Origin of the sequence: Streptomyces sp. WZ-12 (genome assembly GCF_028898845.1) — a bacterium.
Classification (GTDB): domain Bacteria; phylum Actinomycetota; class Actinomycetes; order Streptomycetales; family Streptomycetaceae; genus Streptomyces.
Genome location: NZ_CP118574.1, coordinates 8613481 through 8633762, shown reverse-complemented (window position 1 = coordinate 8633762; position 20282 = coordinate 8613481). Strand labels below are relative to the sequence as shown.

The 20282-nt window shown below is 71.7% G+C and carries 13 protein-coding genes and 2 pseudogenes; 11 read left to right on the top strand and 4 right to left on the bottom strand.

Features of this window, described 5'->3' with window-relative positions; genetic code table 11:
* Positions 1-91 precede the first annotated feature (91 nt).
* Positions 92-295, top strand: a complete 204-nt coding sequence (locus PV796_RS37810; RefSeq protein WP_274918278.1) for a DUF6126 family protein — start codon at positions 92-94, stop codon at positions 293-295.
* Positions 296-709: 414 nt separating this feature from the next.
* Here the strand turns inward: PV796_RS37810 and PV796_RS37805 are convergent, their stop codons facing one another.
* The 4 genes and pseudogenes from PV796_RS37805 to cysC all read right to left on the bottom strand — a co-directional run.
* A complete protein-coding gene (locus PV796_RS37805; RefSeq protein WP_274918277.1) occupies positions 710-2080 on the bottom strand; it encodes a sugar porter family MFS transporter in 1371 nt (456 codons plus the stop codon).
* 103 nt (positions 2081-2183) lie between these two features.
* A pseudogene (locus PV796_RS37800) lies at positions 2184-3553 on the bottom strand (sulfate adenylyltransferase subunit 1).
* A gap of 1 nt (position 3554) precedes the next feature.
* A complete protein-coding gene (gene cysD, locus PV796_RS37795) occupies positions 3555-4493 on the bottom strand; it encodes a sulfate adenylyltransferase subunit CysD (protein ID WP_274918276.1) in 939 nt (312 codons plus the stop codon).
* A 92-nt stretch (positions 4494-4585) separates the two neighbouring features.
* A pseudogene (gene cysC / locus PV796_RS37790) lies at positions 4586-5113 on the bottom strand (adenylyl-sulfate kinase); the annotation flags it as partial.
* A gap of 683 nt (positions 5114-5796) precedes the next feature.
* Between cysC and PV796_RS37785 the strand changes: the two are divergent.
* The 10 genes from PV796_RS37785 to PV796_RS37740 all read left to right on the top strand — a co-directional run bounded on the left by PV796_RS37785 (position 5797) and on the right by PV796_RS37740 (position 20219).
* Positions 5797-7617: a class II aldolase/adducin family protein gene (locus PV796_RS37785; RefSeq protein ID WP_274918275.1), complete on the top strand. Its 1821-nt coding sequence runs from the start codon at positions 5797-5799 to the stop codon at positions 7615-7617.
* Positions 7614-10409: a DUF4915 domain-containing protein gene (locus PV796_RS37780; protein ID WP_274918274.1), complete on the top strand. Its 2796-nt coding sequence runs from the start codon at positions 7614-7616 to the stop codon at positions 10407-10409. The genes PV796_RS37785 and PV796_RS37780 overlap by 4 nt, the downstream gene beginning before the upstream one ends.
* Positions 10402-11874 carry a glycosyltransferase gene (locus PV796_RS37775; RefSeq protein WP_274918273.1) on the top strand — a complete coding sequence of 491 codons (1473 nt, stop codon included), beginning with the start codon at positions 10402-10404 and terminating at the stop codon, positions 11872-11874. Before PV796_RS37780 ends, PV796_RS37775 begins: the two co-directional genes overlap by 8 nt.
* Positions 11875-12861: an aldo/keto reductase gene (locus tag PV796_RS37770; RefSeq protein WP_274918272.1), complete on the top strand. Its 987-nt coding sequence runs from the start codon at positions 11875-11877 to the stop codon at positions 12859-12861.
* Positions 12862-12871: 10 nt separating this feature from the next.
* The gene (locus tag PV796_RS37765; RefSeq protein WP_274918271.1) at positions 12872-14578 is read left to right on the top strand and encodes an alpha-amylase family glycosyl hydrolase; all 1707 of its coding nucleotides are present in this window, start codon (positions 12872-12874) and stop codon (positions 14576-14578) included.
* Positions 14575-15870, top strand: a complete 1296-nt coding sequence (locus PV796_RS37760) for a D-arabinono-1,4-lactone oxidase (protein WP_274918270.1) — start codon at positions 14575-14577, stop codon at positions 15868-15870. The genes PV796_RS37765 and PV796_RS37760 overlap by 4 nt, the downstream gene beginning before the upstream one ends.
* A 10-nt stretch (positions 15871-15880) precedes the next feature.
* Positions 15881-17911, top strand: a complete 2031-nt coding sequence (locus PV796_RS37755) for a thiamine pyrophosphate-dependent enzyme (protein ID WP_274918269.1) — start codon at positions 15881-15883, stop codon at positions 17909-17911.
* Positions 17908-18564, top strand: coding sequence for a transaldolase family protein (locus tag PV796_RS37750; protein ID WP_274918268.1), 657 nt, complete (start codon positions 17908-17910; stop codon positions 18562-18564). The genes PV796_RS37755 and PV796_RS37750 overlap by 4 nt, the downstream gene beginning before the upstream one ends.
* A complete protein-coding gene (locus PV796_RS37745; RefSeq protein ID WP_274918267.1) occupies positions 18561-19262 on the top strand; it encodes an HAD-IA family hydrolase in 702 nt (233 codons plus the stop codon). The genes PV796_RS37750 and PV796_RS37745 overlap by 4 nt, the downstream gene beginning before the upstream one ends.
* A 147-nt stretch (positions 19263-19409) precedes the next feature.
* A complete protein-coding gene (locus PV796_RS37740; RefSeq protein ID WP_274918266.1) occupies positions 19410-20219 on the top strand; it encodes an enoyl-CoA hydratase/isomerase family protein in 810 nt (269 codons plus the stop codon).
* Positions 20220-20282 lie beyond the last annotated feature (63 nt).

The following is a 20282-nucleotide window of genomic DNA, read 5'->3' as shown; positions in this document are numbered from 1 at the left end:
TTGCCGCTCACCCCCCACAGCCAGGACGTACGCCCTCCCCGTCTCCCCTCCCCCATTACCCCTGACCCGCGACGCACCCAGGAGAGCGACCATGCCCGACAACCGGACGAACGAGCAGGCCCAAGCGCCGGCCAACGAACAGCACCCGCTCGAAGCGTCCTTCGGCGGCGGGATGTCCGAGCGGCGGAAGGAACGGGGCGCGTCCTGGCGGGTGTTCCTCTACATCGCCGGCAGCCATCTCCTGCTGGCTTTCATGGCGCTCCTCTTCTACCTCGGCAGCCACGCCGGCAAGTAGGCGTCGGGGATTTCCGTGGGTGGCTGCACCTACCGCTACGGCAAGCAGATCGCGAAGCCCCGGCCGGTCCGGTTGAGCCGGTTACGGACGAACCGATCCGCCACGTCGCACACGAGGCTGACCACTGGGTCGATTTCCCTGCGACCTCTCGGAACTGCGGCTTTCTTCGGCGGGCGCAAGTCCGGCTCGCAGGAGCCGATCTGGTCGAGGCCGGGGCCCGTGACCGGGAGGTGACCGGCGGTTCCGGGTGATCCGGATGTCGGCGAACGCTCCGCTGGGACGGCCAGGCACCCGACCGGCCAGCTCACCCGCCGACCCGGCTCCGCCGAGCGGCAGTCGGGGCCGGGTTCTCGGGGGCCGGACGGCCGGGCGGTAGGTGTGGTTGGGCGGTCCGTCGTGCGCGGCGGCCTCGCGTCAGCCGCGCGCCGAAGGGGTGAACTGCCCTGTCTGGAGGGCGATTTCCTCCAGGCTTCGGCCGCGCGTTTCGGGCATCGAGCGGCCGAAGCCCACGATGGCCACGATGGTGAGGCCGCAGTAGAGCAGGAACGTCCCTTGGAAGGAGAAGTGGTCGACCAGGGGGACGAAGGTCAGGGCGACGATGGTGTCGGCGGCCCAGAGTGCGGTCGTGGCCAGGCTCATGGCGCGGCCGCGCACCTGCTGGGGAAAGATCTCGGAGATGTACACCCAGAACACCGGGGCGGGGCCGACCGCTCCGGCGGCGATGAAGACGCACATGAGGACGACGGTGACCGGGCTGCCTTGGTGACCGGTGAAGGACGCGAGCGAGATGCCCGCGCCGCTGACGGCCATGAGCGTCAGTCCGCCGAGGAACAACGCGCGCCGGCCCAGTCGGTCCAGTGCGGCCATAGCGACGAAGGTCATCAGCAGGTTCACGACGCCGATGATGACGCTGCCCAGGACGGAGCTGCGGATGCCGAGTCCGCCCGCGGACAGGATGCGGGGCGCGTAGTAGATCGCGGTGTTCAGACCGCTGAGATGGACGGTGAAGGCCATCAGGGCGGTCATCCAGATGAAGCGGGTGCTGGCCGGGTTCGATGAGCCGCGCGCCGCTCGCTGTGCGGGCGGCGGGGTCAACTGGCGGCGCAGGGCGTCCAGATCGTCGGTCAGTCCGGTGACGGCCGCTGCCGCGCGGGCCCGGACCTCGTCGCCCCGGGCGAGCAGCCAGCGCGGCGATTCGGGCACGAAGAGGGTGCCCACGGCCATGATGGCCGTCGGGAGCAGTGCGGCGGCCAGCATCAGCCGCCATTGGCCGCCACCGCTGAACGCGTATCCCACAGCGAACGCGGCCAGGATGCCTACGGTGACCATGAGTTGGTTGAGCGTCACGAGGAAGCCCCGGCGCTGCTGCGGGGCGATCTCGGCGATGTAGAGGGGGACGACGAACGACAGTGAGCCGAGGCCGAATCCCACCAGCATGCGTCCGGCGAGCAGCGGATAGATGCCCGGCGCCAGCATGGAGACCACGCTGCCCACGGCGTAGAGGACGGTCATCGCCAGGATCAGGGGTTTGCGGCCGTAGCGGTCCGCGAGCCTGCCGCTGACGGACACCATGATCGTGGCGCCCAACAGGGCGCTCGCCACCAGCGCGCCCTCCTGCCAGTCGTTCAGCGCGAAGTCGCGGTCGATGTAGAGCAGCGCTCCCGAGACGACGGCCGTGCCGTAGCCGAACAGCACGCCGCCGAGCGCCGCGACGAGGGAGACCAGTAACACCCCGCGGCCGCTGCGGGTGGTACGGGGGGCCTCTCCCGAGGGGTCTAACTCCATGATGATGTACCGCTCCCTCTTGCTTGTTCCGTGCGACTCAGCCGACTACTCCGCCGGCCGCTCAGTAGTAACTCGCCTCGTTTTAGCATGTTTTGGCGTGGCGCTATGACGTGGCATCAGGGGCGGCCGTCTCGGGTGTGGGGGGTGTGGTGGTGAAGGCGGTGCCGGTCATGCCGGCGGTGAGGGTGGTGCCGTCGGTGGGGTCGATGAGGAGGAAGGAGCCGGTGCGGCGGGAGTGTGTGTAAGGGTCTAGGGGGAGGGGTTGGGCGGTGCGGAGGTGGAGGGTGCCGATGTCGTTGGCGGTGAGGTGGTGGGGGGTGGGGTGGGGGGAGGGTCGTTGAGGGTGAGGCGGGAGGGGATGTGGGTGATGAGTGCTTTGACGGTGCGGGTGGTGTGTTTGAGCAGTACGCGTTGGCCGATGGTGAGGGGTTGGTCGGCGAGGTGGCAGACGGTGGCGTGGATGTCTTGGGTGAGGGTGGGGGTGTTGGTGGTGGGGGTGATGAGGTCGCCGCGGGAGATGTCGAGGTTGTCGGTGAGGTGGAGGGTGACTGATTGGGGTGCCCAGGCGGTTTGGACGGTGGTGCCGAGGGCGTCGATGGCTTTGATGGTGCTGGTGTGGCCTGAGGGTAGGACGGTGATGTGGTCGCCGACGTGGAGGATGCCGGAGGCGATTTGGCCGGCGTAGCCGCGGTAGTCGGGGTGGGTGGTGCTTTGGGGGCGGATGACGTATTGGACGGGGAAGCGGGCGGGGTCGCGGGTGGGGTCGGTGCGGACGGAGACGGTTTCGAGGTGTTCGAGGACGGTGGGGCCGCCGTACCAGTCCATGTGGGGGGAGGCGGTGACGACGTTGTCGCCGGCCAGGGCGGAGATGGGGATGGTGGTGATTTCCGGGATGCCCAGGGAGGCGGCGTAGGCGGTGAATTCCTGGGCGATGGTGGCGAATACCGTCTCTTGGTAGTTGACCAGGTCCATTTTGTTGACGGCGAGGACGACGTGGGGGACGCGCAGGAGGGCGGCGACGGCGGCGTGGCGGCGGGTTTGTTCGACGACGCCGTTGCGGGCGTCGACCAGGACGATGGCGAGTTCGGCGGTGGAGGCGCCGGTGACCATGTTGCGGGTGTACTGCACGTGGCCGGGGGTGTCGGCGAGGATGAAGCGGCGGCGGGGGGTGGCGAAGTAGCGGTAGGCGACGTCGATGGTGATGCCCTGCTCGCGTTCGGCGCGGAGGCCGTCGGTCAACAGGGCGAGGTCGGGGGTGTGTTGGCCGCGGTTGCGGGAGGCGTGTTCGACGGCTTCCAGTTGGTCTGCCAGGACTGATTTGGAGTCGTGCAGGAGGCGTCCGACGAGGGTGGATTTGCCGTCGTCGACGGAGCCGGCGGTGGCGAAGCGCAGCAGGGACGTGGCGGCGAGGGCCGCAGGGCCGGCGGCGTTGGGGGTGTTGGGGGTGTTGGGGGTGGTGGGGGTGGTGCTCATGTTAGAAGTACCCCTCGCGCTTGCGGTCTTCCATGGCGGCTTCGGAGAGTTTGTCGTCGGCTCGGGTGGCGCCGCGTTCGGTGAGGCGGGAGGCGGCGATTTCGGCGATGACGGCGTTGATGGTGTCGGCGTTGGAGTCCACTGCGCCGGTGCAGGACATGTCGCCGACCGTGCGGTAGCGGACCGTGCGCCGCTGCAGGGTTTCACCGTCCTTGGGGCCGCCCCAGTCGCCGGGGGCCAGCCACATGCCGCCTCGTGAGAAGACTTCGCGCTCGTGGGCGTAGTAGATGGTGGGGAGTTCGATCTGTTCGCGGGCGATGTATTGCCAGACGTCCAGTTCGGTCCAGTTGGACAGGGGGAAGACGCGGACGTGTTCGCCGGGGGAGTGGCGGCCGTTGTAGAGCTGCCATAGTTCGGGGCGTTGGCGGCGGGGGTCCCAGCCGCCGAACTCGTCGCGGAGGGAGAAGACGCGTTCTTTGGCGCGGGCTTTTTCCTCGTCGCGGCGGCCGCCGCCGAAGACGGCGTCGAAGCGGTGGGATGCGATGGCGTCGAGGAGGGGGACGGTTTGCAGGGGGTTGCGGGTGCCGTCGGGGCGTTCGCGTACCTCGCCGCGGTCGATGAAGTCCTGGACGGAGGCGACGTGCAGGCGCAGGTGGTGGTGGGCGACGGTGCGGTCGCGGTAGTCGATGACCTCGGGGAAGTTGTGGCCGGTGTCGACGTGCAGCAACGCGAACGGCACCGGCGCCGGCGCGAACGCCTTGAGCGCCAGGTGCAACATCAGGATCGAGTCCTTGCCACCGGAGAACAGGATCACCGGCCGCTCGAACTCCCCCGCCACCTCACGGAAGATGTGCACCGCCTCCGACTCCAACGCATCCAGGTGCGTCCAACGGTCGAAGTCCGGCCGGGTGGGTCCGTGGGAAGGGGCCGGCCTGCGCATCTCGGTCGCCGTGCGGGATCCCGCCGTCGTACCGGAGGAGTCCGCCGGCGTACGGCCCTCGGTAGTCGTGGACGACCGGGACGGTTCCGCCGTCACGCGAGACCACGCTCGGCGAGGGCCAGCAGCAGGCTGTCCACGGATTCGTCGACGTTCAGGCGGTGTGTCTCGATGCGTAACTCCGGCGTGAGGGGCGGCTCATAGGGGTCGTCGACGCCGGTCAGGCCCGAGAGTCGGCCCGCGGCCTGGCGGGCGTACAGTCCCTTGACGTCTCGCTGGCGGCACACTTCGAGTGGGGCGTCCACATGGACCTCCAGGAAGGCTGTAGCGCTGGCGGTGTGGCGTTCGCGGACCTCGGCCCGCGCCACGGCGTAGGGGGCGATCACCGGTACGAGGACCAGAATCCCGTTTCGCGCGAGGACTTCGGACATCAGGCCGACCCGGCGCACATTCGTGAGCCGGTCCTCCTTTCCGAATCCCAGTCCCGCGGACAGCAACTTCCGGTTCTCGTCGCCGTCGAGTATTTCCGTGCGCCGTCCGCGTGCGTGCAGTTCCTGTGCCACTCCACGGGCGATGGTGGTCTTTCCGGAACTGGGGAGCCCGGTCAGCCAGACGGTGGCTCCTGGCCAACATCGACAAAATTCGGGAGTAGTCCACGGTTCGGCGACCCGATGCTGCCAGGCGCCACACTCATCCTCATCGAATGCGCTCGACCGGTCCATGCAGCCAGGATCCACATCCGTCGCCGACGTGGTCAATGGCGTCCCGGTTTGCCGCCTCTTCAGCTTGGCTGAAACCCCCGGGGGAAGGGCTAGTTGGGTCCGGACCGTGAGGCGGCACGCCACCCCGTTACAGCAGGTCCCGCGCGTCTGCGCCGTGCCCGGCGGTGGAGCTGCGAAAGGGGCCGTTGACCCGCCGGTTTATGCCCGTTGCATGGTGCGCCACGGCCGCTTTGCATTCCGGGGGCGCGCCAAGCCTATTCTGTCCGGATCGCATCGCTGCACGCTCGTTGGCCGCTTGTCGGCGTCTGGAACCGTGTGCTTCGCTTTTCACCGAAGAGCCCGGAGGTGTTTTGCGATCGTCATGAACGGGACGCAAACTTCGGGCTTTTCACACCCCCCTAGGACCCCCCTAACACCCCCCTACTCCATTCCTCATCCGGGCCTCCCCTCTCCCCTCGACCTTTTCCCTGGTATTGGTCGGACTTTGTCGGTCCCTTGACCTGAGTTCTTGTGCGCTTCGGGCCGTGGCCCCCGTGGGTCGGGTCCGTGATTGTTCTGCCAGTCAGCCATGAAGGAGGCGCCGCGTGGGCGCGTTGCCGGAGGAACTGTTACCGCTGCCGAAGGACCGTTGGGATCCCGTGGCGGCGCGGGGCCTGTCAGGGCGTGACGAGGCGATATTCCGCTCGCACCTGGTGGGTTCCGAGTCGGCGTTGGCCAAGGAGGGGGGCGGCAACTTCTCGGTCAAGGGGACGGTGACGGACCATTGCGGGCGCTCGACCCGGGTGTTGTGGATGAGTGCCTGGGGTTGTGACGGGGCCACCACGACCGACGAGGACTTTCCCGCGTTGCGGCTGGACGAGTTGCTGGCGCTGCGCGAGCGGGATCGGCTGGATGAGCAGGAGATGGTGACGCATCTGGTCGCCTGCGGTGTCACCGGTGAGCAGCGGCGTCCCGGTATCGAGACGCTGACGCACGCGTTCATCCCGGCGGCGCACGTCGACCACAGTCACCCCGACGCGGTCATCGCGCTGACCTCTTTCCCCGAGGGTCGCAAGCTGGCCGAGGAGGAGTTCGGGGACGAGGCGATCTGGTTCGACTACCGGCAGTTCGACATCGGCGTGGCGCGTGAGCTGGCGGACCGGATCGCCGCGAACCCGCGCTGCCGTTTCGTGCTGTTGGCCAATCACGGCCTGTTCACCTGGGCCGACACCAGTGAGCAGTGCTATCGCAACTCGCTGGAGGCCGTGGCCCGTTCGGTCGCCGCATTGGGCAGGGTTCCACGCGGGCCGTTGGACCTCGGTGGGCGTGCCGTGCCCGCGCTGTCGGGCGAGCGGGCGGAGGCGGTGCTCGCGGAGGTGTTGCCCGCGTTGCGCGGTGCCTGCTTCGAGGGTGAGCGCGGTCCCGTGTTGCAGGTGGACCGCAGCGCGGCGACCGAGGAGTTCGTCTCGTCGGCGCAGGGGCCGCGGGCCAGTCTGCGCGGACCGGGTTGCCCCGACCACCTGGTCACCGTCGGCTACCGTCCGCTGATTCTGGGGGCGTTGACCGATCCGGGGCGGGAGACGGTGACGGCCCTGGCGGACGGGGTGGAGCGGCACCGGGCCTGGTACCGGTCGTACTACGAGGAGAACATCACGGAGGCGGGCCGGGTCGGCGGGCGCCGCAGTGACGCTCCCCGTGCGCTTGTGCTGCCCGGGATCGGGGTGGTCACCCAGGGTGCGGACGCCGCGGCGGCCCGGCTGCGGCGGGACCACTACCGGCAGACGATGACCGTGGTCCGGGTGACGGAGGCGGTCGGCGGCTATCTGTCGCTGACCGAGGCTCAGGGCGTCGCGGACGAGTACTGGCCGTTGATGCGGCTCAAGCCGCAGCTCAAGGCGGCGGACGGGTTGTTGGCGGGCAAGGTGGTGCTCGTGCTGGGGGCCGGGGAGGCGAGCCCTGATGCGGCGGCGGTCGCCGAGTTGCTCGCGGCCCAGGAGGCGCATGTCGCGCTGGCCGCCGGGGACCGTGCCGCGGCGGAGCGGATCTGCGGGACGTACGGCGAGCGTCGCGTGGTCGCGCTGCCGGGCGGGGGCGCCGATCCGGTGCGTGCGGCGGTCCTCGCCTATGGCGGGTTCGACGTCGTGCTCGACCTGGCCGGCGGTGGTCGTCCGGACCGTACGGGGGCCGCGTTGGACGTGATGGCTCGGCAGGGCCATGGCGGAACGTTCCTCCTGGTGGCGGAGACGTCGTCCGCCGCGCTGCGCTGGGCCGCCGCGGAGCTCGACGGGCGGGGCGCGGAGCACGACGTGTCCGCGCATGCCGTGGCGACGGCCGACCCGGCGGCGCTGGCCGAGACGATCGTCTTCCTGGGCGGGGCGCGGCGCACCCGGTGGCAGAGCATCTCCCTTGAGGCGGCGGGCCGATGACGAAACGAGCGGGAAGGGACATCGAGAACGCCGCGGCCCCCAGCGCCGCCGAGGGCGACCTGCCCTCCTTCGTCCCCGAGGGGCAGACCCTGCTGGTGTCGTGTTTCGACGCCCATCACACCATCGGTGGCGGGCTGTTCGCGATCGGGCGGGGCACACAGGGTGCCGAGATCGTGGACCGGGTCTCCAGCAGTGGGCTGGTGCTGGGCGATGACGGGCTGCTCCACCGGTGTCTGTGGAGCGCCGACGGCAGTCCGGCGGAGCTCGTCACCTACGACACCACCGGGGTGCGCCGCTATCACCGGCTGGACAACGTCTCCACCCCGCACGATCTGCTGCCGGTCGGGCGCAACGTGCTGGTCGCCGCGACCATGCAGAACGAGGTCCGGTGTGTGGGGCCGGACGGCGAGGCGGTGTGGAGTTGGCACGCGCCGGGTGAGCCGGACAGTTGGCACGTCAACAGCCTGGCGCTGTACCGCGGGCAGCCGGTGGTGTGTGGGTTCGGGCAGTACCTGCGGCGCCGGGGTTGGGACGAGAACGGCAAGCCGGCCAGTGGGCGGGTGGTCCGGCTCGACACGGGCGAGCCGGTGCTGGAGGGGCTGCGGGCCCCGCACAACCCCTGGTATCAGGACGGGACCTGGCTGATCTGCGACTCGGCCGCGGGCGAACTGGTGGAGTTCGACGACGCGACCCGGCGTCCCACCCGGGCCCTGACCCTGCCGGGTTGGCCGCGGGGGCTGGTCGTCACCGACCGGTACGTCTTCGTGGGGCTGAGCCCGCACCGGCATGCCGCGTCGTCCGTCGCCACGGCCGCGGTCGCGGTCGTCGACCGGCAGCGGTGGAGCCTGGCCGGGCTGTTGGACCTGTCCGCGCGCGAGGTGTACGCGCTGGCGCTGGTGCCCGATGCGGTGGCGGCAGGTGTCCGGACCGGGTTCGGTACCAATGCCACGCGGGTGCACGAGCAGGGTCAGCGGCAGCTCTTCGACCAACTCGGCGTGCAGCCACGGCGGTTGTGGGCGATCGGCGACCGGCTCACCCCGCACGAGAGTCGGGCCCGCCTGACGCTCACCGGGCCGCAGGGCACCCGTCATGCGCCGCGGGACACCGCGTACCAGGCTGCGGAGGCCCTTGCCTCGGGCGCGGACACCGCGGTCGTCGAGGCCGAGCCCGAGAGCCTGATCACTTTCGCCTGTACCGTCCGCAACATCGGTAGCGCCCTGCTCACACCCGCGCCGCCGTATCCCGTGCGGATCACCCACCGTTGGTACGACGCCGAGGGCAAGGAGGTGACCACGCAGTCGCTCCGGTCCGCGCTCACCCGGTCCGTTCCTCCGGGGGACGACGAACGGGTGCCGATGCGGGCGCGGGTGCCCTCGGCGCCCGGCCGGTACCGGTTGCGGGTGACGCTCACGCAGGACGACGGCGAGCCCTTCGACCTACAGGACGAGCTCAGCGGTACCGACGTCGTGGTGGACGCCGTGGTGCAGGAGGCGCGGTACGTCCCGCTGCGCGCGTTCGGCATCGCGCCGGCCGACGCCGCGGCGGCCCGTACCGCGGGTCCGCTCGCCAACGACATGGTCCGCGCCCTGCTCCACCGCCCGACCGGGGAGCCCGACGGGTTGGTCCTGGGGCGGATCGAGGACCTGGGGCGTTCGGCGTTCACGACCGCCGTGGCCCAGGCGCTCGACTGCACGGATGCCGCGCTGGACGACACGGTCGCCAAGCTGCTGCCCGAGCCGTCGCAGGCTCTGCTGACCGGTGCCGAGGCGGTGGCGCTGGCGGCGCTGCGCGGCGGCGAAGCGCCCGGGGCGGGGCGTGCGTTCGCCACTGCCGAAGACGGTGCCCTCGCCGCGGCGTTCGCCAGGTTGGGCACTCTGGCCGCGGCCCGGGACGCCCAGGACGCGCTGGGTCAGGCGGCGGGCGCGAGCCAGGCGGGACACGGGGCGGCCGTTGCCGTCCTCACCTCGGACGCCGAACTGCTGGGCGCCTCCGTTGCGTTGGCCGCCTCGCACGGCAGCGGTACCGCCCCGCTGGTGCTGGCCGCCCCGGCGTCCGACGGGCCCGCGCTCGCCCTGCTGCGGGCCACTCCCCAGCCCGCCCGGTCCTGGTACGACTGCGGGACGGCGTCCGAGCGGGACGCCGACACTTCGGCCGCCGCCTTCGCCGCCGCGCTGCGGCAGGCGTTGCGGACCGCCGCCGATGCGCCGTCCGGGCCGGTGTTGTTGACCCTCTCCCCCGAGGCTGCCGTGCGGCCGTGGGTCCCGTTGTCCACGCTGGGCCAGCAGGTGTCGGAGCCCCGGGTCCCGGAGGCTGCCCCCGTCCCACCGCCCGTCGGCGGCCCGCTCGGTGAGGCGCTGCACGAGGCCGTCGCCCGGCCGTATCCCCGCAGCGTGTTCGTGACCGGCGGTCGGCACGCGACCGGCGGGGACACCCCGCCGTACCGTGCGGTGCCCTTCGCCCTCGGTCGGGCGCTGGCGGAGCCCGCGGCGCGGGTGCTCTGCCTGGTGGACGGGGCCGCCTTTGCCGAGGGGCTGCCTGCGTTGGCCGTGGCCCGGCGCGAGTTGGCGCGGATCGTCCTGGTGGTCGCCGAGGCCGAGGAAGCGGTGGCGACGGCCACCCCTGGGGCCCGCTCCGGTGGGGAGGTGCCGTCCCCGGTGCGGATGGCCGAGGCGTTGGGGGTGCCGGCGCGCAGGGTCTCCCCCACCGCGCTGGCCTTGACCCTGACGGAACTCGCCGACCATTCCGGACCGGCCGTGATCGAGCTGCTGCCGCGGGAGGTCCGCGATGCGTGAGGTCGATCTTCCCCCGGTGCGACTGGAGCCCTACAAGGAGGCGTTCGGCCCGGCCCGTAGCGCCGAGTTGGCCTCCGTGGCGGAGCGGGTCGGCAAGCGGCTGGCCGGGCGCGTGGTCTGGCAGCTCAACTCCACCGCGGCCGGTGGCGGGGTGGCCGAGCTGTTGTACGGTCTCGGTCCGCTGGCCGGGGCGCTCGGAGTGGGCACGCGGTGGTTGGTGATCGACGGTGATGCCGAGTTCTTCGCCATCACCAAGCGGCTGTGTCTGCGGCTGTACGGCATCCAGGGTGATTCGGGCGCGTTGGGCCCGGCCGAGCTGGCGCACTTCCGTGCGGTCACCGAGGCCAACGCCGTGGAGTTGGCGCGTCGGGTGCGGCCCGGCGATGTGGTGGTCGTGCACGATCCGCAACCGGCCGGGCTGGTGCGGGTGGCCCGGGAGTGCGGTGCGAGCGTGGTGTGGCGCTGTCACATCGGCAGCGACCGGCCCAACCAACACACCGCGGAGGGTTGGGCGTTCCTGCGGCACTTCCTGGAGCCCGAGGACCGGATGGTCTTCTCCACGCCGCGCCATGTGCCCGGGTGGGTGGAGCGGCCGACGGTGATCCCACCGTCGATCGACCCGTGCGCACCGCGCAACACCGATCTCACCGACACCACGGCCACGACGGTGCTGGGTGCCGTCGGGATCCTCGCCAACGGGGGCCCGTTGCCGGTGACCGTTCCGGTGCCGGTGGGCGAGCCGGTCACGGTGCGGCGGCCGGTGACCGCGGTGCGGGAGGGGGATCCGCCGTCGGCGCGGGTGCCGATGGTGGTGCAGGTGTCGCGCTGGGACCGGCTCAAGGACATGGGCGGGGTGCTGCGGGCGTTCGGCGAGGCCGGGGTGGAGGGGGCGTACCTCACGCTCGCGGGGCCCGATGTCGGCGGGGCCGTTGCCGACGATCCCGAGGCCGCCGCCCTGTTCGAGGAGTGCCGGCAGCAGTGGCGGGAACTGCCCGATGGGTTGCGGCGCCGCAGCCAGTTGCTCTGTCTGCCGATGACCGACCTGCGGGAGAACGCCCTGGTCGTCAACGCGTTGCAGCGGCACGCGACGGTGGTGGTGCAGAAGAGCCTGGCCGAGGGGTTCGGGCTGACCGCGACCGAGGCGATGTGGAAGCGCCGGCCCCTGGTGGCGAGCGCGGTCGGTGGGCTGCGGGACCAACTCGACGACGACCGGCACGGGTTGTTGCTCGATGACCCTAAGGACATTCCGGCGGCCGCCGCGGCGATCCGGCGCCTGCTGACCGACCCCGCCCTGGCGGCCCGGCTCGGCGCGGGCGCGCGGGAGCGGGTGGCGGAGCGGTTCCTGCCCGACCGGCACCTGACGCAGTGGGCGCAACTGATCGAGGACGCCCTCAAGGACACCCCCGGGCCGGCGGCCGGCGAGCCGGGGCCCGGACAACGACGCAGCGGCACGAAGGAGCACTGAATGCGCAAGCTCGGAAAGAACGCGGTGGGGGACGTGCTGGTGACGTCCGAACAGGGCCTGGGCTGCATGGGGATGTCGCAGTTCTACGGTGCCTGGGACGACGCGGAGTCGATCCGCACCATTCACCGGGCGTTGGACCTCGGGGTGAACGTCCTGGACACCGCGGACATGTACGGTCCGTACACCAACGAGGAGCTCATCGGGCGGGCGGTGCGCGGCAACCGTGACCGGGTGGTCCTGATGACCAAGTTCGGCAATGTCAAGGGCCCGGACGGCCGGGTGATCGGCGTCAACGGGACGCCCGAGTATGTGAAGGCGTCCTGCGAGGGTTCGTTGCGCCGACTGGGCGTGGAGACCATCGACGTCTACTGCCAGCACCGGGTGGACCCGGACACGCCGATCGAGGAGACCTTCGGTGCGCTGGCGGAGCTGGTGCAGGAGGGCAAGGTGCGCCACCTGGCGGTGTCGGAGGCGTCCGCCGCGACCGTGCGCCGGGCCCACGCGGTGACCCCGGTGACCGCCGTGCAGACCGAGTACTCGTTGGTCAGTCGCGATCCGGAACGTGAACTGCTGGGTACCTTGCGGGAGTTGGGCATCGGGTTCATCGCCTACGCCCCGCTGGGCCGTGGCATGCTCACCGGCCGCATCCGTTCGTTCGGCGACCTCGGCGCGGACGACTTCCGGCGTTCGCTGCCCCGCTTCCAGCCGGCGAACCTGTCCCAGAACACCGCGCTGGTGCGGGAGATCGCCGCGGTCGCCGAGGCCCGTGGGGTGAGCGTGGGGCAGTTGGCGCTGGCCTGGGTGCTCGCCCAGGGGGAGGACGTCCTCGCCATCCCCGGGACCAAGACCGTGGCCCGGTTGGAGGAGAACGTGGCGGCCGGCCAACTACGCCTGACGGTCGAGGAGTTGGAGCGGTTGTCCAAGGCGGCCCCGCCCGGTGCGGCCGCCGGCGACCGCTACCCCGACATGTCCGGTGTCGACCGATAGGCGGGCCCGCATGACCACGCACCCTCAGATACCGCCGCAGGACACCGACGGGCCCGGCCCGTGGTGGCGCGAGGCGGTCCTGTACCAGATCTATCCGCGCAGCTTCGCCGACTCCAACGGCGACGGGATCGGGGACCTGCGGGGCATCATCTCCCGGCTCGACCACCTCCGGGACGGCACGCCGTCCTCGCTGGGCGTCGACGCGCTCTGGCTGTCGCCGTTCTACCCCTCTCCGCAGGCCGACTTCGGCTACGACATCAGCGACTACCAGGACGTCGACCCCGTGTACGGCACACTGGCCGACTTCGACGAGTTGGTCGTCGAGGCGCACCGGCGGGGCCTGCGGGTCGTGGTGGACCTGGTGATGAACCACACCTCCACCGAGCATCCCTGGTTCACCGAGTCCCGTTCCAGCCGCGCCAACCCCAAGCGGAACTGGTACATCTGGGCCGACCCGGCGCCGGACGGCGGCCCGCCCAACAACTGGCTGAGCGCCTTCGAGAAGTGCGGGCCCGCCTGGACCCTCGATCCGGCCACCGGCCAGTACTACCTGCACAGCTTCACCCCGGGGCAGCCGGACCTGAACTGGCGCGAGCCCGCCGTGCGGGAGGCGATGCGCAAGGTGTGGCGGTTCTGGCTGGACCGCGGGGTGGACGGGTTCCGCGCCGATGTGGCGCACCGGCTGCTCAAGGACGAGCGGTTGCGGGACAACCCGCCGGAGTTGGCGCCCGCCCGTCGTCACGTGAGCGTGCCCGGTATGCGCCAGCGCCAGTTGGACCTGCCGGAGGTGCACGACGTGCTGCGGGAGCTGCGCGAGGTGCTGGACTCCTATCCCGGTCTCGACGGGTCCCTGGCCGAGGGCCGGTTCGTGCTGGGCGAGGTGCCGATCAGCGACGACTCCCGGCTCGCCGACTACTTCGGCGGCGAGGGCATGCACACGGTCTTCCACATCGCCTTCTGGGAACAGCCGTGGGAGGGCGCGGCGTTCCGGCGTACGGTCGACGGTCTGCTGGCGGCGATGCGGCCCGGTTCCTGGCCGACGTACGCGCTGGCCACCCACGACATCTCGCGGACGGTCAGCCGCTTCGGCGGTTGGGGTCCGGCGCGGGCGGCGGCGGTCATCATGCTGACGCTGCCGGGGACGCCGTGCGTCTATTACGGCGAGGAGATCGGCATGGCGGACGCGCCCCCGCCGGCCGGCCTGGAGCGGGACGTGGACGGCCGGGACGGTCAGCGCACCCCGATGCAGTGGGACGCCTCCGGCAAGGGGTTCGGCACCGGGACGCCGTGGTTGGCGCCGGGTCCGGACGCCGGGCGGGCCAACGTCGAGGCGCAACGGGACGATTCCGAGTCGATGTTGGGGCTCTACCGGCGGCTGATCCGGTACCGCGGCGGCTCGGCGGCGCTGCGGCGCGGCGGCTACCGCTCGCTGGACAGCTCCGGCGACTCCTACGTCTATCTGCGCCAGGCGGCCGGTGAACTCCTGCTGGTCGCGGTGAACTTCCGGCATGTCCCGGCCCAGGTGGAGATCACCGGTGTGGACCTGCCGGCCGCCGGCCGCATCGAGCTGTCGACCCATGCCGGCCGGGCCGGGGCGACGGTCCCGCTGGGCCCGTTGGCGCTCGGCCCGTTGGAGGCGGTGGTGGTCCGCCTCGCCGACGGTGTCCCGACGGACCCCGGCGCCACCGCGGCACCGTCGAAGGGACCGGCCGCGTGAGCGCCACACAGCCCCGCACCGTGACCAACTGGTCCGGCAATGTCACCTTCGGCGCGCGGGAGTTCGCCGCTCCCACCTCGGTGTCCGAGCTGCAAGGTGTGGTCGCCCGCGGCCGGCAGGTGCGGGCCCTGGGCACGGCGCACTCCTTCAACGACATCGCCGACACCCCGGGGACGCTGGTCTCGGTCACGTCGCTGCCGCCGGTCGTCGAGGTGGACTCCGGGGCCGCGCGGGTCAAGGTGGCCGCCGGCCTGCCGTACTCGGACGTCGTGGGCCCGGTGGAGCGTGCGGGGTTCGCGCTGCCCAACCTCGCCTCGCTGCCGCATGTTTCGGTCGGCGGCTCCGTGGTGACCGGGACGCACGGTTCGGGGGTGCGCAACGGCTGTCTGTCGACCTCCGTCGCGGCCCTGGACCTGGTGACCGCCGACGGCGACCTGGTGACCCTCGCCCGCGACACCCATCCGCGGGAGTTCGACGGCGCGGTGGTCAACCTGGGGGCGCTGGGTGTGGTGACGTCCGTGACGCTGGATCTGGTGCCGACGTTCGCCATGCGGCAACGGGTCTACGAGGGGCTGCCGTTGGAGGTGTTGGACGCGCACTTCGCGGAGCTGGTCGCCGGCGCCTACAGCGTGTGCCTGTTCACCGACTGGCGCGGCCCCCGCCTCACCCAGGTGTGGATCAACCAGCGGATCGGCGATCCCGATCCGACGGTGGTGCACGAGCCGTGGTTCACCGCGGCGCCCGCGGACGGCCCCCGGCACCCCGTAGACGGCCTGGATGCCACCTGCTGCACCCAGCAGTTGGGCGTCATCGGCCCCTGGCACGAGCGGCTGTCGCACTTCCGGCCGGACGCGGTGCCCAGCGCGGGCGACGAGCTCCAGTCGGAGTACCTGCTGGCCACCCAGGACGCTCCCGCGGCGCTGCGCGCGCTGGACCTGGTGCGTGAGCGGCTCGCGCCGGTGCTGCACATCTGCGAGGTCCGCACGGTGGCCGCGGACCGGCTGTGGCTCAGCCCGGCCCACGGCCGCGACAGCGTCAGCATCCACTTCACCTGGACCTCCGACCTCGACGCGGTACTGCCGGCGGTGCGGCTGGTCGAGGACGTCCTCACGCCGTTCGCCGCCCGACCGCACTGGGCGAAGGTCTACACCACCGCACCCGACGTGGTGCGCTCCCGCTATCCGAAGCTGCCCGACTTCGTGGACCTCGTCCACGGCTACGACCCCCACGGCAAGTTCGCCAACGAGCACCTCCGGCGCTGTATCGATGCCGGCCGATCCGCCCACTGCTGAAAGAGGTTCCATGTCTGTCACCCCCTTGCCCGTTACCGAACACCCCGCGCTGCGCAACCTGCCGACCGCCGAGCCCGGCGCGCCCGAGGCCGTTGCCGACCGGCTGCTGGAGCTGGCGGGGCCCGACGCGGCCCGTCTGGTCGGCCAACTCCTGGCCGGCGGCCGGCGGGCGGCCGAGGCCACCCTCGCCGGGGTGCTCAAGCGGCCCCTGACCGAGTCCGCCGCCGTGGTGGACTGTCTGCTGACCCGCACTCCGTTACTGACCGGGGCCGAGGCGGTGGCCGTGATCCTCGCGCAGAGCGGCACCCGGACCGTCTTCGGCTATCCCGGAACCAGCGAACTCTCCCTGTGCGACGCCGTGGACCGGACCCAGGGCGTCGCCATGGTCAACGGGCGCGGCGACAAGGAGTCGGCGTTCATGGCGGGCGGCGGCAGCTTCCTCGCCCCCGGCCGGGCCGCCGCGATCCTGCACGGCGCCCGGGGCCTGACCAATGGCGCGGGCGCGGTGGCCGACGTGCGACGCAACGAGGCCGGCACGGTGTTCCTGGTCGGACTGCCCAGCAGTGGTTCCGCCCGGTTCCTGCCGCCGCACGGTGAGGACAACCTGCTGGCTGCCATTGGTGAGTTCACCAGTTGGTGGTGGCAGGCCCCGGCGGTGCCGGCCGGGGACGCGGCCGGAGCGGCGGCCGTCGCGTTCGTGGCCAGGCTGCGCGAGGCGTGCCGGGTCGTGCGCCAGGCGCCGTACCGTCCGGCGCTCTTCGGTATACCGCAGGACGTCGCCGAACAGCGGTGGATCCCGGCGGAGGCGCTCGCGGAGGCGCCGACGCCGCCGGCGCCGGGGCTGCCGGAGACCGAAGTCGTCGCCGCGGCCACGGGGTTGCTGGCCACGGCCGACCGCCCGGTGATCCTGGTCGACGACTACGCGCTGCGTCACGACGGGGTGCGCGAGGGGCTGGACCGGGTGAGCCGGGCGCTGGGTGCCGCCGTTCTCCAGGTCCGCTACCGCCGCGGCCCGATGCTGTTCGAGCGGCTGCGCAGCGAGGAGGTGCACGGCTTCGCGGGCTGGCTCAATCCCTACAGCCCGGCCCACGTCGAACTGCTGGACCGCTGCGACCTGTTGGTCACGGTCGAGGACCGCAACATCTACCCCCGCGTGGTCGGCCCGCTGCCGGAGTGCCGCAAGATCGCGCTGAACACCGACCCCGCCAAGGTCGAGAAGAACGAGTACATGTCCCCCGACGACCTGCTGGTACCGGGCGACCCGGGCGCGGCGCTGCTGGGCATCGCCTCGCGGCTTGAGCAGAAGGGCACCGCGCGGGAGCAGTGGTTCGGTCCCGAGGTGGCCGCCACGGCGATGCACACCCCGGAGCCGGCCCGCGAGCCGGTCGTCGCGGCCCGGCAACGGATCGTCGACGCCGTCGCCGGGCTGCTCTCCTGCTGGCGCAACCCGGTGTTGGTGGACGACAGCCAGATGTTCGGCGGTCTGCTCTCCGAGGGCTACGACGGATTCCCGCCCGGCCTGCGGGTCTTCGGCGGGCACGGCGGTTTCGTCGGCGGCGGTATCCCGCTGGCCACCGGCGTCGCCATCGCCAACCCCGATGCGGACGTGCTGTGCACCCTCGGGGACCAGGCGTTCACCAACTCCTTCCAGGGTCTGGTGGCCGCGGTCCAGGAGCGGCCCCGCATCACCTACCTGGTGTGCAACAACGGCCGGTCGGTCTCGCTGACCAAGCAGTCGGCGGCCTCCGGTCCGGAGTGGTTCGGGGAGGGCACCCGGCCGTTCCTGCACAATGTCGAGGACTTCGACTACTGCGCGCTGGCCAGCTCGTTCGGCATTCCGGCGGCCGCCGTGGAGGTTCCCGTCGGCGGCGATCCCAAGGCCGTCGAGGAGGCCGTCGAGCGACTGTCGGCCGAACTCGACAAGGCCGCGGCCGTGGACGGTCCCGCCCTGATCGAACTGCGGCTGCCCGCCGACCCCGACGCCTGGCGCGGTATCTGGGTCACCCAGGGCTTCGAGACCCAGCGGAAGGTGGAGGCATGAGCATCCTGCTGATCGACAGCGCGGACCCCGCCGACGTCAAGGAGGCCGTGGCCTCGGGCCTGGTCACCAGCGTGACGACCAACCCGAAGCTGATGCGGGCGGTCACCGACAAGCCCCTCGAACACCTCGCCACGCTGCTGGCGTTGGTGCCCGGGGAGGTGTGCTACCAGCCCACCGGGGCCTACGGCGACGATCTGGTGGCCGAGGCCCGTCGCGCCGTCGACCTGGACCCCGAGCGCGTGGCCATCAAGGCCATGGCGACCGCGTCCGGTACGGCCCTGGCCCACGCCGTGCGGCAACGCGGTGCCCGCGTGGCGCTGACGGCCGCCCAGGCGCCCCGGGCGATGATCACCGCCCTCGCCCTCGGCTGCAATGCCGTGATCCCCTACCACGACCGCGGTCTGAAGGACCCTCAGGTCTCCGACCCGCTGGTGGCCGGTCTGGTGGCGGTGCGCGGTAGCCGCCCCGCCCCGCTCGTGGTGGCCGCGTCCGTGAAGACCCCGGAGCAGGTGGCCGAGGTGCTGCGGCAGGGCGCCGACGGGGTGACCGTCCCGCTCGCCGTACTGCGCGACCTGGTCTCGCACCCCTCCTCGGTCACCGCCGAGGAGGACTTCCTCGCGCAGTACCGCGGCGGCGCGGGGGCAGCGTCGTGACCCCCGCCGCGGCCACGGCCACCGTGCTGCGCCCCACCACCGTCGGGCGAGACTACGCGGCGGTGCTCTTCGACCTGGACGGCACCCTGGTCGAATCGGGCGATTCGGTGGACCGGGCCTGGAACCTGTGGTGCGCGCGGTACGACGTGGTCCCGGAGGAGTTGGAGGGACTGCTGCACGGCCACACTGCCGTCGACCTGATCCGGACCGTGCGGCCGTACTGGCCCGCGGACAAGGTGGCGCAGGCGGCCCGCTACCAACTGCAGATCCAGGAGGAGGACCCCACTCCCGGCACGGCGATGCCGGGCGCCGCCGAACTCCTCGCATCACTGACCGCGCGGGGCCAGCGCTGGGCCGTCGTCACGGCGTGCTCCGCCGCGCTGGCCCGACACCGCCTGGCCGCGTCGGGGCTGCCGGTCCCGGAGGTCCTGGTCACGGCGGACGACTGCCCGCGCGGCAAGCCCGACCCGGCCCCGTACCTGCTCGGGGCCGAGGCCCTCGGGGTCTCCCCCACCGACTGCCTGGTGGTGGAGGACGCCCCGTCGGGAATCCGCTCCGGACGGGCCGCCGGCTGCACGGTCGTGGCCATCACCACCACACACCAGGCAGCCGCGCTGGTCGAGGCCGGCGCCGTACTACCCGGCCTCGCCCACCTGGAGTTCGCCCACGACACCGTGGCGAGCACCGGGCGCGACTGACCCACACCGGTGACCGCGGGGACGCCCGAGAAGGGCGCCCCCGCGGCGCTGTCTCGCCACCCGCCCACTGCGGCCGCCTGTGGTTGGCTGTGGCCGTCCACCACACCGGTCCTCGCGGACGCGGACCGAGACGAACGGAGGATTCAGGTGACCTTCGCCGGCTACGAGCAATACGAGCAACTCGCCTTCTCCCGCCGCCCGAACGGCGTTCTCCTCATCACCCTCGACCGGCCCGAGAAGTACAACGCCGCCGACGAGCAGATGCACACCGAGCTCGCCGGGGTCTGGAACGACGTCTCCGCCGACCCCGAGACCCGCGTCGCCGTCATCACCGGCGCGGGCCGGGCGTTCTCCGCCGGCGGGGACCTCGCGATGGTCGAGCGGATGGCCGGAGACTACGACCGGGTCTCGCACATGCTCAGCGAGATGAGCGCCCTCGTCTACAACATCATCAACTGCGAGAAGCCGATCGTTTCGGCGATCAACGGCGTTGCGGTGGGCGCCGGTACGGTCGCCGCGTTGCTCGCCGACGTCGCCATCGCGGCCGAGGACGCGAAGATCGGCGACGGGCACGTCAAGCTCGGCGTCGCCGCGGGCGACCACGCCGCCATCATCTGGCCACTCCTGGCCGGCATGGCCAAGGCCCGCTACTACCTGCTGACCGGCGACATGCTCACCGGCGCCGAGGCCGAGCGCCTCGGCATGGTCGCCAAGGCCCTCCCCCGCGACCAGGTCCTCGACGAGGCCCTCAGAATCGCCGACAACCTCGCCACCGGCCCCCAACAAGCCATCCGCCTCACAAAACGCACACTCAACAACTGGCTACGCGCCTTCGGCCCCACCTTCGACCAATCCGCCGCCTACGAAATGCTCACCTTCCTCGGCCCGGACGTCGTGGAGGGCTACACGGCCCTGCGCGAGAAGCGCGCTCCTCGCTTCCCTTCGGCACAGCCGTGATCCGGGGTTCGGCCGCGGTTCGACGGCCGTCACCACGACGAACAGGCGCCCCCGAACAGGGCC